The 13,887-nt window shown below is 70.6% G+C and carries 12 protein-coding genes; 7 read left to right on the forward strand and 5 right to left on the reverse strand.

Annotation, left to right across the window (positions count from 1 at the left end; all coding sequences use genetic code 11):
- Positions 1-39: 39 nt before the first annotated feature.
- From U3653_RS08225 to U3653_RS08240, 4 genes are all read right to left on the reverse strand, one after another.
- Positions 40-450 (reverse strand): VOC family protein, encoded by a 411-nt coding sequence (locus U3653_RS08225; RefSeq protein ID WP_195079029.1) that lies wholly within the window; start codon positions 448-450, stop codon positions 40-42.
- A 5-nt stretch (positions 451-455) separates the two neighbouring features.
- Entirely contained in the window at positions 456-905 is a 450-nt protein-coding gene (locus U3653_RS08230; protein WP_195079030.1) for a helix-turn-helix transcriptional regulator, read from the reverse strand.
- Positions 906-953: 48 nt separating this feature from the next.
- Complete coding sequence (locus U3653_RS08235; protein ID WP_195079031.1) at positions 954-2,255, reverse strand: condensation domain-containing protein; 1,302 nt, start codon at positions 2,253-2,255, stop codon at positions 954-956.
- Between the two features lie 359 nt (positions 2,256-2,614).
- Positions 2,615-3,232 carry a TetR/AcrR family transcriptional regulator gene (locus U3653_RS08240; protein ID WP_195079032.1) on the reverse strand — a complete coding sequence of 206 codons (618 nt, stop codon included), beginning with the start codon at positions 3,230-3,232 and terminating at the stop codon, positions 2,615-2,617.
- A 33-nt stretch (positions 3,233-3,265) separates the two neighbouring features.
- On the opposite strand from U3653_RS08240, the gene U3653_RS08245 reads away from it, so the two are divergent.
- From U3653_RS08245 to U3653_RS08260, 4 genes are all read left to right on the forward strand, one after another.
- Complete coding sequence (locus tag U3653_RS08245) at positions 3,266-4,372, forward strand: glycoside hydrolase family 113 protein (RefSeq protein WP_323124095.1); 1,107 nt, start codon at positions 3,266-3,268, stop codon at positions 4,370-4,372.
- Positions 4,373-5,074: 702 nt separating this feature from the next.
- Entirely contained in the window at positions 5,075-6,004 is a 930-nt protein-coding gene (locus U3653_RS08250; protein WP_195079033.1) for a CorA family divalent cation transporter, read from the forward strand.
- A gap of 141 nt (positions 6,005-6,145) precedes the next feature.
- Positions 6,146-6,514 (forward strand): nuclear transport factor 2 family protein, encoded by a 369-nt coding sequence (locus U3653_RS08255; RefSeq protein WP_195079034.1) that lies wholly within the window; start codon positions 6,146-6,148, stop codon positions 6,512-6,514.
- 342 nt (positions 6,515-6,856) lie between these two features.
- A complete protein-coding gene (locus U3653_RS08260; RefSeq protein WP_195079419.1) occupies positions 6,857-7,759 on the forward strand; it encodes a S1C family serine protease in 903 nt (300 codons plus the stop codon).
- Between the two features lie 6 nt (positions 7,760-7,765).
- Here U3653_RS08260 and U3653_RS08265 read toward each other — a convergent pair whose 3' ends face one another.
- On the reverse strand, positions 7,766-8,452 hold the full coding sequence (locus U3653_RS08265) for a TVP38/TMEM64 family protein (RefSeq protein ID WP_195079035.1): 687 nt from the start codon (positions 8,450-8,452) through the stop codon (positions 7,766-7,768).
- Positions 8,453-8,632: 180 nt separating this feature from the next.
- Here U3653_RS08265 and U3653_RS08270 point away from each other — a divergent pair, with 180 nt between their 5' ends.
- The 3 genes from U3653_RS08270 to meaB are packed head-to-tail and all read left to right on the forward strand — an operon-like array spanning position 8,633 to position 13,808.
- A complete protein-coding gene (locus U3653_RS08270) occupies positions 8,633-10,489 on the forward strand; it encodes a methylmalonyl-CoA mutase family protein (protein WP_195079036.1) in 1,857 nt (618 codons plus the stop codon).
- Positions 10,489-12,768, forward strand: a complete 2,280-nt coding sequence (gene scpA, locus U3653_RS08275) for a methylmalonyl-CoA mutase (protein ID WP_195079037.1) — start codon at positions 10,489-10,491, stop codon at positions 12,766-12,768. Before U3653_RS08270 ends, scpA begins: the two co-directional genes overlap by 1 nt.
- The gene (gene meaB, locus U3653_RS08280; RefSeq protein ID WP_195079038.1) at positions 12,765-13,808 is read left to right on the forward strand and encodes a methylmalonyl Co-A mutase-associated GTPase MeaB; all 1,044 of its coding nucleotides are present in this window, start codon (positions 12,765-12,767) and stop codon (positions 13,806-13,808) included. Before scpA ends, meaB begins: the two co-directional genes overlap by 4 nt.
- Positions 13,809-13,887 lie beyond the last annotated feature (79 nt).

A 13,887-nucleotide genomic window follows, 5' to 3' on the forward strand; every position in this document is an offset into this window, starting at 1 on the left:
CGTCGCCGGGCTCGATTCAACCAGTTCGCTTCGGGCGGGTCAGCGCAGTTGCTGGATGCGGATCAGGTTGCCGGCCGGATCACGCACGGCGCAGTCGCGCACGCCGTAGGGCTGCTCGGTCGGCTCCTGGACGATCTCCGCGTCACTGGCCGCCAGCCGTTCGAAGGCGCCGTCCAGATCCTTGGTTGCCAGCAGGATGCCGCCGTAGGTGCCCTTGGCCATCATCTCGGTGATGGTGCGACGCTCGTCCTCGGTGATGCCGGGATCGGCGCCCGGCGGGTGCAGAACGATGGACGTCTCGGGCTGACCGACGGGGCCCACGGTGAGCCACCGCATACCTTCGTATCCGACGTCGTTGCGGACCTCGAAACCCAGAATGTCGCGGTAGAAGGCGAGGGCCGCCTCCGCGTCGTCGTGCGGCAGGAAGCTCGCGTGAATGGTGATGTCCATGGCAGTCAGGCTAATTGCGGCTCGGTAACCGGCGCTTCTCGATTCCTGATCGGTCTGGTCACCTGTTTCGCCACGCAGGACGGTATGCCCGCGGTGGCGCGCCCCGCCTCGCGCCGGTAGACGCTCGGCGGCACGCCGACCAGCTCGGTGAAACGGGTGCTGAAGGTGCCCAGCGACGAGCAGCCGACCGCGAAGCACACCTCGGTGACGCTGAGGTCGCCACGGCGCAGCAGCGACATCGCGCGTTCGATGCGGCGGGTCATCAGGTAGGAGTACGGCGACTCGCCGTAGGCGAGCCGGAACTGGCGGCTGAGGTGCCCGGCCGACATGTGCGCGTCGCGCGCGAGCGCCTCCACGTCCAGCGGCCGCGCGTACTCCCGATCGATGCGGTCGCGGACGCGGCGCAGCCGCGCGAGGTCCCGCAGGTGCTGTGTGGCGGCGGGTCTGCTGGTCACGAACGCGATCGTGCCACATGGCGGTGACAAGCGGGCCGCATCGGGGTGCTACCAGAAGGTCGCCGTGAGCTCGTGCTCGGCGAGCGCGGTCCGCACCAGTTCGCTGAGCTGCCCGGCGTCGAGCAAGGCGGGCGGGTGGTACCCCATGACGCGCAGCGCGATCTGGTCGGCGGCCTCGACCAGCGCGACGTACAGGTTGCCGCCGCGCTCGGTCACGACGCGGGGCGAGTTCAGGCTCTGATTGACCAAGCCGAGCATCATCGCCGAGGCCGGGCGGCCGTCGATGCGCAGAATCTCGGGGTCGAGCTTGCCGAGGCTGGAGCACACCGTGGAGATGGGGTCGGTGGCGGCCTGCCGCGCCAGGTGGGCGTAGCGTCCGCGCGGCAGCGCCACCGCGACCGGAACCAGCGGCGGCACGTCCTGTCCGCCGGCGGCGGCCGCGGTGAGCTTTTCCTTCATCACCGCGCGCAGTGCGGCGAGGTCGGCCGGTGCGCCGTCGCGCACGTCCACTTCGAAGGCGATCGAGGTCAGCGCGTTCGCCCTGAGGTCGTCGGCGGTGCGGGTGCTGACCGGCATCATCATGCGAACCCGGCCCGCCTCGTCGGTGCGGCCGAGCCGCGTGGCGATGGCGGTCATCATCGCCACCGCCAAGGTGGTGCCGGTTCCGCCTCTTGCCCGTGCCGCCGCGTGCCAGAGCTGCGCCGGGACCGTCGCGGTGACGGTGGGAAGCCGGAAGCGCGCCTCGTCCTCGGAGGGCCCGGCCCCGCCGCGGCCGGTGACGGCCAACCGCAGCGCCAGACCGGCTGCCGACGGGAACGAGCGGGCCCGCCGCGCGGCGTCGCGAAGGTCGGCGGCCAGCAGGCGCATCCGGCCGAACTCGTCGGTGCGGTAGGACAGGTCGAGCCGTTTGTCCGCGACGGCGTCGGTCACCGCCGCGCAGAATGCGGAGCCGTCCGCAAGCGTGTGCGAAACCAGCAGCGACACCGCGCTTTCCCCATTGTCGATGCGGGTCGCCGCCAAACGCCACGCGGGGCCGCCGAACGTGCGCAACTCCGCGTGCCCCTGTTCGGCGATCCAGGCCTCCAGATCGCCTGCGGCAATGGGCTCGTCCGCGACCTCGAGCGGGCTGAATTCGACTCGGGTGGTCCACCGGTCCCCGGCGGCGGGGATCGTCGCGGGCGCGACCGCTCGGCCCAGTCTGCCGTGCCGCAATGCCTCGTGGAAATGTTCCAGCGCCGCGAGATCGACGGGACGGTCGTAACGCCAGACCGCCTGTATCGCCAGGGTTCCCCCTAGCGCGGAGTGCCCACGGGCACTCACGCAATCGATATCGGTCAGGCGGTGGGTCACGCGAATCTCCCCTCGAGTACCGGACACCGGTGCGGGTCCGCATCGGTGTCGTCGCCGCCACAACTCGGCGCTACGACGATGAAGATCGTTCGAATATCCGGTTTCGAGCTGTTTCGGCCAACCACGAGCATCCGGGCTGGCAACGCCGTGGTCAACCCTACTGGCGGGTTCGGTGCGCGCGGTCGTGTGATGCGCCGCGAACGGTACCCGCCGGTTCGTTACCTGCGCGAATGAGAATCCGGCCCCGAGCTGTGCGCGAGCGGCGGCGGCGGTGTCCGGCGCAGCGAACCGGACGAATCGCCTCCACTTGAGCTGAACGGGCGACCACTTCGGCAACGGGTGGGCGGCCCGGGTGGTGGTCAGCCCGCGTCCGGGCCGCGACGGCGCACGAGCGGCAGGTAGACCTCGTCCACGATTTCCACGAGGACGTCGTCGGGAGCGGTGGGCGCGCCGCGGACGACGAACTCGTTGCGGAGCAGGACGAGAGCCACGGTCGCCACCCTCGGATGCAGTGCTTCCGGAGCGGCTTCGCCGCGTGCGATCGCGCGGCCGAGGATGGTGAGCCAAGGGGCCGCGGTCGCGTCGCCGGACTGGCCGGGAAGCTGTGCCAGCAGCTCCGCGGCGCCGCCGGCCGCCGCGATGAGTTCGCGCAGGATCGCGCCCGACGGCGAGCTCCAATGGCGGTTGACGCGGCGCAGCAGCTCGAGCGCGTCCTCGCGCAGGTTTCCGGTGTCGGGCGGCCGCATCGCCGTGGCCAGCTGCCCGTAGGCGGCGATGCCGAGCGTCAGGCGGTTGGGCCAGCGCCGGTAGATGGCGTTCTTGTTGGTTCCGGCTCGTGCCGCGACCTTGTCCATGGTCAGCGCGGCGTACCCGGATTCCAGCAGTTCGTCCGCCGCGGCCCGCAGGATCGCCTCTTCGAGGGCTGGTCCGCGCCTGCGCGTCTGTCCGGCGCCAGGCCGCCGCGCCGCATCCTCCACCGTGACCCCTTTCGCAATAGGTGCCGATCGTACTTGCCGACTGCGGGCTCGCCGGGATGCCCCGCGCGATTTAGGGTACGGTTCGTACCCTACTTTGAGGAAAGGACGGCTGCCATGCGCGCCAAGGGCATCAGCTATGAGACCGGTTTCGTCCGCGGCGGACGGTCCTCCCGCGTCCGATTCGACCGCGAGATCGTGGCACGCGAGCTGCGGTTGATTCGCGACGAGCTGCACTGCAACGCGGTCAGGATCATCGGCGGCGATCCCGAACGACTGGAGATCGCTGCCGCGTGCGCCGCCGATCTCGGTCTCGAAGTATGGTTCTCGCCGTACCCTCTCGAGTCGAGCGTGGCCGACATGCTTACCCTGTTCGCCGACTGCGCCGAGCGGGCGGAGCGGATCCGCGCGCGTGGCGCCGAGGTCGTGTTCGTGACCGGCGCCGAACTGAGCTTGATGCACAAGGGGTTCTTCCCGGGCGACACCGTCGAAGAGCGCGTCCGGCTGCTGACCGCCGAGCCCGATGATCTCGGCGAGCTGGTCGCCGCAGTCGGTGCGCGGGTGAACGACTTCCTGGGCGAGGCCGTGTCGGTCGTTCGCGCACGCTTCGGCGGCCCGATCACCTACGCGTCCATCCCGCTCGAACGCGTCGACTGGACGCCGTTCGACATCGTGTCGGTGGACCTGTACCGGACGGCCGAGACCGCAGGCCGGTTCGGCGAAGGCGTTCGCGCACTCGTCGCGCAGGGAAAGCCGCTGGCGATCACCGAGTTCGGCGCGGCGACCTTCGCGGGCGCCGGTGATCTCGGAGCGCGGGGGCTGGAGATCGTCGAGTACGACGACATCCGTGGGCCGGTCCGGTTGAACGGCGACTACGCCCGCGACGAGGACGGGCAGGGGCGGTATCTGCGCGAGCTACTGGAGATCTTCGACGCCGAGGGCGTCGACAGCGCGTTCGTGTTCGTCCTCGCGCTCTACGACCATGTCCACCGCCCCGACGGCGACCCGCGCGACGACCTGGACCTGGCCGGCTACGGCGTGGTCAAAGTGCTCGAAGACCGTGACGGCGAGACCTACCCCGGCGTTCCCTGGGAGCCCAAGGCCGCGTTCGGCGCACTCGCCGACTACTACCGGAGTCACTGAGAGCCCGGCGAGTGGCGGCCCCTTCCGCGCCGCCACTCGGCCTGCTCGCCGTCGCGGGTTGCCACCGCTGATCGGATGGCGGTATGGATGCGGCCCGCTCCTTCGCCCGCATCGGTTCCGAAAATTGCTGTCGCGCGCTGTCGTCCGGCGTTTTCGTGCCCCGAGATTTCCGCCGGATGGCGCGCTGTCGAACACTTGCGCCATCGATTGACGTACCCCGATCGGCGGGTTTCTAATGATGGATGGCGCAATTCGTGCGCCGGTCGATCGACGAAGCGAGGTGAGCGGCAGATGCCGGATGACAGTATCGACATCGACAACCGCGCCGCCCTCGAGAAACGGGTCGCGCCGCCGCGTCGTTGATCCGTGTCCGCGATCGGCGAGCGGGCAACGGTGCCCCGGTCGGCCGATGCGGCGCGAACGCCACCCTTGTGTTACGACGCGTACGGACGGCAGGTCCGGGTTCGGCCGACACACGTAGTCCTTCGCCGCGGCGCGACGTTCATTTCGACGCTGCTCGCCCCCTGTGCGCGCGCCCTCTGCCCCGGAAGGGTGCGCCAGCCCCGCACGACAGTATGTATTGGAGCCCCCGCTATGGCCACATTGCCAGAGAAAGCCGAATCATCGCCTCGCCCACCAGGGCCGGACCGCGAGCCGACCGGCTACTGGCCGATCCGATCCTCTTCCGGGCAGCGGTAGGCGATGACGACCTTTCTCAGCGCTGTGACCGCCGATCACTTCGATACCGAAGTGCTCCAGCAGCATTGGATTCCGCTGGCCGCCGACGACGCCGACACGGCGGCTGTGCTCCGGGAACGGCTCGGCATAGACTTCACCGCCGCCCGCGACCAGGTGTGGGAGACCGACAACTTCCTCTATCTCCCCGTGGTCGCCGACTACCAGCGCGGCGAGGCCGTCGAACGGGCCACGATCGTCTTCGCCCTCGGCGGGGAGTTCTTGGTGACGCTGCAGCCGTCGGAGCATTTCGTCCCCTTCGACAAGGCGGTGGCGAAGATGCGCCGCAACCCGGAACTCGCCGGCTCCGCGCACGGCGTGATGTACGCGCTGCTGTGGGCGCTGAACGAGGCGTCCGAGCGGGTGCTCCACCATGCCGGCGCCGCGCTGGAGGCGACGCACGCCGAGATCGAGCGGGCGATCTCCGGCCACAACCGCAGCGATCTCGCGATCACCGACGTGCGCGGCACGCTGGCGCGGATGAACGCCACCGAGCGCATCGTCGCGCGCACTCGGCTTACGCAGCTGCAACTGGCTCGCGCCGCGCGCCACCTGCGGGCGGACGGTCCGTCCGGCCGCGGCGAGCTGAACGATGCCATCGGCGTTCTGCTCGCGGACATCGACGGGGTGGGGCAGCAGGCGAGCATCGAGTACGACAAGGCCCGCTATCAGCAGCAATCGGCGCTGGCCTGGCTGGATGCCCAACAGAACGAGATCGTCAAGAGGTTCGCCGTCGCCGCGGTCTTCCTGCCGCCCGCGCTGATCGCCACCTGCTATGGCGTGGATCTGATCGCCGAGTTGTCCTGGCAGACCGGACTTCTGCTCACCACGCTGCTGACCCTGGTGGCCGCGCTGATTCCCCTGGCCTACCTGAACCGAAAGGGCTTGCTGCGCTGAGTCGCCAGGCGATCGCGGGTGTCCGTCGATCATTACCTCGCGCGTAATCGACTCTGCGCTCCTAGCGAGGCAAGGTTGGAGACAGCCGATCGGAAGACCGGTACGGCTGAGGAAAACCTTTACCGCACAGGAGGATTCATCATGACACGCTACGAGGAAGCGGTCGATCGGTACTTCGCCGCGTGGAACGCCACCGACGAGGACGCCAGGGCCGCGGCGGTGGCGGCGGCCTGGGCCGAGGACGGAAGCTACACCGATCCCCTCGCGGAGGTCAGCGGGCACGCCCAGTTGGCGGCGGCCATCGGTGGCGTGCAAGCGCAGTTCCCCGGCTTCGAGTTCCGCCGCCTCGGCGCGGTCGACGGCCACCACGACATCGCCCGTTTCTCCTGGGAACTGGTCTCCGCGGCCGACGGCAGCGCCCCGGTCGCAGGCTCGGACGTGATCACCCTGGGAGCCGACGGCCGGATCACGAGCGTGCACGGTTTTCTCGACCGGGTGCCGACGGCGTAGGCGCGCAGACCCGCGCCTGGCGGCGGTTCCCTTCGAGTCCGCGGGGCTGCGGAAACTCGGCACACCGGATCGGCATGCGGTGTGCAGCGGCTTGCCGGTGGCAGGTTCGCGCCCGCCGTCCCGGCGGATACGTGTCCCGAGACCGGTTCCGGCGGGTTCGGCGCGAAGCCCGGAATTCGCGAATCGCCGCCTGCGATCCGCCGCCCAGTGACACGCCCGGCTCACCCGTGGTCCGGTTGCGCCTGTGGCGAACACGGTGCGTCGTCCGCCGCCCGGGGGCATCCTGGACCCGGTAGTGCAATTCCGGCATACAGGGTGGTGGTCGGCGTGGACAACGCCGCGATGGATGCCTACTCCCGCACGGTGATCGCCGTGGCGGCCTCGGTGACGCCGCACGTGGCCAGCGTGCGGACCAGGCGGGGGAGCGGGTCGGCGGTGGTCTTCACCGACGACGGATTCCTGTTGACGAACGCGCACGTCGTCGGCGCGGCCCGCGAGGGAGAGGTGGTCTTCGCCGACGGGGTGGAGTCCCGGTTCCACGTCGTCGGGATCGATCCGCTGTCGGATCTGGCGGTGCTGCGCGCCCGCGGCGGCGCGCCCGGCGCGGTGCCCCTGGGGGATGCCGACCGGTTGGTGGTCGGCCAGCTGGTGGTGGCGGTCGGGAATCCGCTCGGCCTGGCGGGCTCGGTGACCGCGGGCGTGGTGAGCGCGCTCGGACGCGCGGTTCCGGTGGCATCGCGCCGTGCCGGGCGGGTGATCGAGGACGTGATCCAGACCGACGCCGCGCTCAACCCCGGTAACTCCGGTGGCGCGCTGTCGGATTCGGCCGGCCGGGTGGTCGGCGTCAACACGGCGGTCGCGGGCATCGGGCTCGGCCTTGCCATCCCGATCAACGCGACGACCCGCCGGATCATCCGCACGCTGCACACCGAGGGGCGGGTCCGGCGCGCGTACCTCGGTCTGGTCGGCGTGCCCGCGCCGCTGCCGGAGCCGGTCGCCGAGCGCACCGGGCAGGCCGCCGGGGTGCGCATCATGGAGGTGGTCCGTGGCGGCCCCGCCGAGGAAGCCGGGCTGCGCCGCGGTGATCTGGTGCTGAGCGTGGCCCGGTCGCAGGTGCGCGACGCCCAGGGCATTCAGCGGCAGCTGTTCGCCGAGGCGATCGGTGTGCAACTGCCCGTCACCGTGCTGCGCAACGGGGCCATGGTGGACGTGATCGCCGTCCCGGTGGAATTGGTGGCGGACTGAGCGGACCTAATCGGCAGCGGGGACGGGCGCGGCGGTGTCGACCGCGGCGGGGGCCTGCGGCTTCCAGCGCGCGTCGACGAGCAAGCCCACCAGCCCCACCGCGAGGCAGACGCCGGACAGCGCGAGCATCGCCGGATGGGTGCTTCCGGTGAGCGCGTCGCCGAGGATGACGGTGCCGATCGTGCCGGGCAGCACACCCAGCACCGTGGCGATCAGATACGGCCAGAAGCGGATCGAGGACAAGCCGCAGCAGTAGTTGATCACCGAGAACGGCACGGCCGCGATGAGCCGCAGCGAGCCGACCGCCAGCCACCCCCGCCGGGCGAGACGTTCATCGATCGCGCGCACCGCGGGATGGGTGAGCCGGGCCGCGACCTGATTGCGGTCGAGCGCGCGAATGAGCAGGATCGCCAGGGCCGCGCTGACGGTCGTCGCGCCCACCGCCAGCGCGATGCCCAGCAGCGGCCCGAACAGCAGTCCCGCGCTGACGGTGAACACGGTGCGCGGGATCGGCGCCACCGTCACCAGCGCGTGGACCAGGAAGAACAGCAACGGGAAGACCGGCCCGACGGACGTCGCCCAGTCCTGCACCTGACGCGGCGACGGCAGGGGGACCAGCAGCGCGGCGCCGAACAGCGCCACCGCGCCGGTGATCAGCGCGACGATACGCGGGTCACGGATCAGCCTCGTCACGGCCGACAGGTTACCGGTTGGTAGTGGCGGGCAGGATCAACCGGCCGGGAACACTGCCGCTAGCATCAGTGGAAGCGGGACGAATGCCCGTTAACCGAAGTAGTCGCTGAGCTGGGCGAATGTGAGGGTTCGGGCGCGCACTGGCGGTGCGCCCGTGGTGAGGAAGAGGAACAGCAAGCTATGCCGATTGCTTCTGATGCCGGGGCCGACCCGGTGCCCGAATACGGCGCATGGCGCAAGGGCGTTGCCGGGGTGCTGGCGAAGGCTCGCCGTGTCGAGGTGAGCGAACTTCCCGAGGAGCCCGAGCGACTGCTCGACGAGACGACCTACGACGGGCTCACCGTCGCGCCGCTCTACACCCGGCGGGATGAACTGCCGGAGCTGCCCCTGCCGGGCGCCTTCCCCTTCGTCCGCGGCCGGGACGCCACCCGCGACGTGCACCGGGGCTGGTTCGTCAGCGCGCGGTTCGCCCAGCGCGACGCCGCGGCGGCCAACCGCGAGATCCTGGCCGGACTGGAGAACGGGATCAGCGCGATCTGGCTCGGCGCGGGCGAGCGCGGCGTGCCGGTGGCGGATCTGCCGACCGCGTTGCGCGGCCTGCTCTTCGAACTCGCCCCGCTGACACTGGACGCGGGCGACGAGGTCGCCGCCGCGGCGGCGCAGGTGTTCACCGCGCTGGACGGCTACACCGCGCCCGCGCGCGAGGACATCCGGGTCTCGCTCGGCGCCGCGCCGCTGACCAGCCGCTTCGCCGGTCTCGCCGACATCGGTCTCGCCGAGGCCGCCACGCTGGCCGGACAAGCGGCCCGGCGCAAGGAAACGGTACGCGCGATCACCGTGGACGGCACCGTCTTCCACGACGCGGGCGCCTCCGACGCGCAGGAGCTCGGCGCGGCCGTCGCCGCGGGCCTGGCCTACCTGCGGTCGATGACGGAGAGCCTGGACATCGCCGACGCGCTGGGACAACTCGAGTTCCGGTTCGCGGCCACCGACGACCAGTTCGCCACCATCGCGAAGTTCCGCGCCGCCAGGCAACTCTGGGCGCGGGTCGCCCAGGTCTGCGGCGCACCGGATTTCGGCGGCGCACCGCAGCACGCGGTCACCTCGGCCGCCATGATGAGTCAGCGCGATCCGTGGGTGAACATGCTGCGCACCACCCTCGCCGCGTTCGGAGCCGGCATCGGCGGCGCCGACACGGTGACCGTGCTGCCGTTCGACGTCGCGTTGCCGCCCGGTGAGCTCGGCGTCTCGCAGGCGTTCGCCGACCGCATGGCCCGCAACACCCAGCTGCTGCTGCTCGAGGAATCGCACCTCGGCCACGTGGCCGACCCCGGCGCGGGATCCTGGTACGTCGAAGACCTCACCGCCGCGCTGGCGGCGAAGGCATGGGAGTTCCTCCAGGAGATCGAGGCGGCGGGCGGCTACCTCGCCGCGCTGGATTCCGGTCTGCTCGCCGAGCGCGTCGCCGACACGAAGGCCGCGCGCGACACCGACGTCGCGCACCGCAAGACCGCTGTCACCGGTGTGAACGAGTTCCCGAATCTGGCCGAGCAGCCGCTGTCGGAGGCGGCGCGGCAGGCCGGCCGGGTCGCTCGCTACGGCGCGGCGTTCGAGCAGTTGCGCAACCGTTCCGACGCCTACCTCGCCGAACACGGCGCGCGGCCGAAAGCGCTGCTGGTGCCGCTCGGTTCGGTGGCCGAGCACAACGTGCGGGTCACCTTCATCGCGAATCTGCTGGCTTCGGGCGGCATCGAGTCGATCAATCCAGGGCCGCTCACGGTGGAGGCGATCGCCGCGGCGGCCACCGAAGCGGGAGCGCCGATCGCGGTGCTGTGCGGCTCGGACAAGCGCTACGAATCCGAAGCCGGTGCGGCGGTGGAGCAACTGCGTGCCGCCGGCGTGCCCACCGTGCTGCTGGCCGGTGCGGCGAAGGCCGTCGCAGGCCTGGACGACGCGCAGCGCCCGGACGGATTCCTCGCCGCGCGCATCGACGCCGTCGCCGCGCTGTCCGGCCTGCTGGAGAAGGTGGGAGCCTGATGACTACTCGTGAGATCAAGCACGTGATCGGCAGTTTCGCCGACGTGCCGCTGGCCGAGGGCGCACCGGAGCCCGCCGCGGTCGACGCCGCGCAGGTGACGGAGTACGTGCGCGCCGCCGCCGCGGCCAACCGGTACGCCCCCGAGCAACTGGTGTGGTCGACCCCCGAAGGCATCGACGTGCCGCCGGTGTTCACCAAGGCCGACCGGGACGCGATCGCGGCCGAGGGGTATCCGCTCGACAGCGTGCCCGGCGTCGCGCCGTTCGTGCGCGGGCCGTACCCCACCATGTACGTCAACCAGCCGTGGACCATCCGCCAGTACGCGGGTTTCTCCACCGCCGCGGACTCCAACGCCTTCTACCGGCGCAACCTGCAGGCGGGCCAGAAGGGTCTGTCGGTCGCGTTCGACCTGGCCACGCACCGCGGCTACGACTCCGATCATCCGCGGGTGCAAGGTGACGTCGGCATGGCGGGCGTCGCCATCGACTCGATCCTGGACATGCGCCAGCTGTTCGACCACATCCCGCTGGACCAGGTCAGCGTCTCGATGACGATGAACGGCGCGGTGCTGCCGATCCTCGCGCTGTACGTCGTGGCCGCCGAGGAGCAGGGCGTCGCGCCCGAGCAGCTGGCCGGAACCATTCAGAACGACATTCTGAAGGAGTTCATGGTCCGCAACACCTACATCTACCCGCCGAAGCCATCGATGCGGATCATCTCCGACATCTTCGCCTACACCAGCGCGAAGATGCCGAAGTTCAACTCGATCTCCATCTCCGGCTACCACATCCAAGAGGCCGGCGCGACCGCCGACCTGGAGCTGGCCTACACCCTCGCCGACGGCGTCGAGTACATCCGGGCGGGCATCGACGCGGGCATGGAGGTCGACAAGTTCGCGCCGCGGCTGTCGTTCTTCTGGGCCATCGGCATGAACTTCTTCATGGAGGTCGCGAAGCTGCGCGCCGGGCGCCTGCTGTGGAGCGAGCTGGTGGCGAAGTTCGACCCGAAGAATACGAAATCGCTGTCGCTGCGCACCCATTCGCAGACCTCCGGCTGGTCGCTCACCGCGCAGGACGCCTACAACAACGTCGCGCGCACCTGCATCGAGGCGATGGCCGCCACCCAGGGCCACACCCAGTCGCTGCACACCAACGCGCTCGACGAGGCGCTGGCGCTGCCCACGGACTTCTCCGCCCGCATCGCCCGCAACACCCAGCTGCTGATCCAGCAGGAGTCCAACACCACCCGCCCGATCGACCCGTGGGGCGGCTCGTACTACGTCGAGTGGCTGACCCACCAGCTGGCCAACCGCGCCCGCGCGCACATCGCGGAGGTCGAGGCGCACGGCGGCATGGCGCAGGCGATCGGCGAGGGCATCCCGAAGCTGCGCATCGAGGAAGCCGCCGCGCGTACCCAGGCGCGCATCGACACCGGCCAGCAGCCGGTGATCGGCGTCAACAAGTACCAGGTCGAAGAGGACCAGCAGGTCGAGGTCCTCAAGGTCGAGAACTCGCGGGTGCGCGCCGAGCAGATCGAGAAGCTGCGGCGCCTGCGCGCCGAGCGCGATCCCGACGCGGTGCGGCGGGCGCTGGCCGAATTGACCCGCGCCGCGGCCTCTTCCGAGGGCGGCATGGCCAACAACCTGCTCGCGCTGGCCATCGACGCCGCGCGGGCCAAGGCCACCGTCGGGGAGATCTCCGATGCGCTGGAGCAGGTGTACGGCCGCCACCAGGCCGAAATCCGTACGCTTTCCGGGGTGTACCGCGACGAGGCAGGGAAGGTCACCAACATCACCAAGGCGAGCGAGCTGGTCGAGGAATTCGCCGAGGCCGAGGGCCGCAGGCCGCGCATCCTCGTCGCGAAGATGGGGCAGGACGGCCACGACCGAGGCCAGAAGGTGATCGCCACGGCCTTCGCCGACCTCGGCTTCGACGTCGACGTGGGCCCGCTGTTCCAGACCCCGGAAGAGGTGGCGCAGCAGGCGGCCGACAACGACGTGCACGTCGTCGGTGTGTCGTCGCTGGCGGCCGGCCACCTCACGCTGGTGCCCGCCCTGCGGCAGGCGCTGGCCGATGTCGGGCGCCCCGACATCATGGTCATCGTCGGCGGCGTCATCCCGCCCGGTGACTTCGACGAGCTCTACCAGGCGGGCGCGGCGGCGATCTTCCCGCCCGGCACGGTGATCGCGGACGCGGCGATCGACCTGCTGAAGAAGCTCGGCGCCGAACTCGGTCACGAACTCGGCAGCGGCGCCGCGGATTCCGCCGCGACGGAATGAGCGAAGCGGGTTCCCCGGCGCGCGACACCCCGACCGGGGCCGCGCGCCGGGCGATCGACGTCGACGCCCTCGCCGCCGCGGTCCGCGCCAACGAGCGGGCCGCCTTGGCGCGGGCGATCACCTTGGTGGAATCCACCAGGGCCGATCACCGGGCGCTGGCGCAGCAGCTGCTGCTGAAGGTTTCGCCCGAGGCGGGCGCGGGCGGCGCGCCGTCCAACCGCGTCGGCATCACCGGCGTTCCCGGCGTCGGCAAGTCGACCTTCATCGACGCGCTCGGCATGTACCTGATCGAGCGGGGGCACCGGGTCGCGGTGCTCGCGGTCGATCCGTCCTCGACCAGGACCGGCGGCTCCATCCTCGGTGACAAGACCAGGATGGCGCGGCTGTCGGTGCAGCACGACGCCTACATCCGGCCTTCCCCGACGGCGGGCACGCTGGGCGGCGTCGCGAAGGCGACGCGCGAGACCATCGTGCTGCTCGAGGCGGCGGGTTACGACGTGATCCTGGTGGAGACCGTCGGGGTGGGCCAGTCGGAGGTCACCGTCGCGAACATGGTCGACGTGTTCTGCTTCCTGACCCTGGCCAGGACCGGCGACCAGCTGCAAGGCATCAAGAAGGGCGTGCTCGAACTCGCCGACCTGGTCGCGGTGAACAAGGCCGACGGCAAGCACGAGGTCGAGGCCAGATCCGCGGCCCGGGAACTGGCGGGCGCGCTGCGCCTGATCCACCCGCACGACGCGCTGTGGCGGCCTCCGGTGCTCACCATGAGCGGATTGGAAGGCATCGGCCTGGACCGGTTCTGGGACACGGTGCTGGAACATCGCCGCGTGCTCACCGACGCCGGGGAGTTCGACGAGAAGCGTCGCCGCCAGCAAGTGGACTGGACCTGGACCATGGTGCACGACCAGCTGCTGCGAAGGCTCGCGGACAACCCGCAGGTGAAAGCCATTCGCGCGCAAGTGGAAAAGCAGGTCCGCGACGGCACCCTCACCGCCGCGCTCGCGGCCGAGGAACTGCTGAACGCCTTCGACGGCCGCTGACCCGCCAGGACGCCGATCCGGCGCGCCGCGACGACGGTCAGCGGCCGGCAGGCCAGTAGCTGGACGACGACCAGGATCG

Origin of the sequence: Nocardia implantans, assembly GCF_035544775.1 — a bacterium.
GTDB lineage: Bacteria > Actinomycetota > Actinomycetes > Mycobacteriales > Mycobacteriaceae > Nocardia > Nocardia implantans.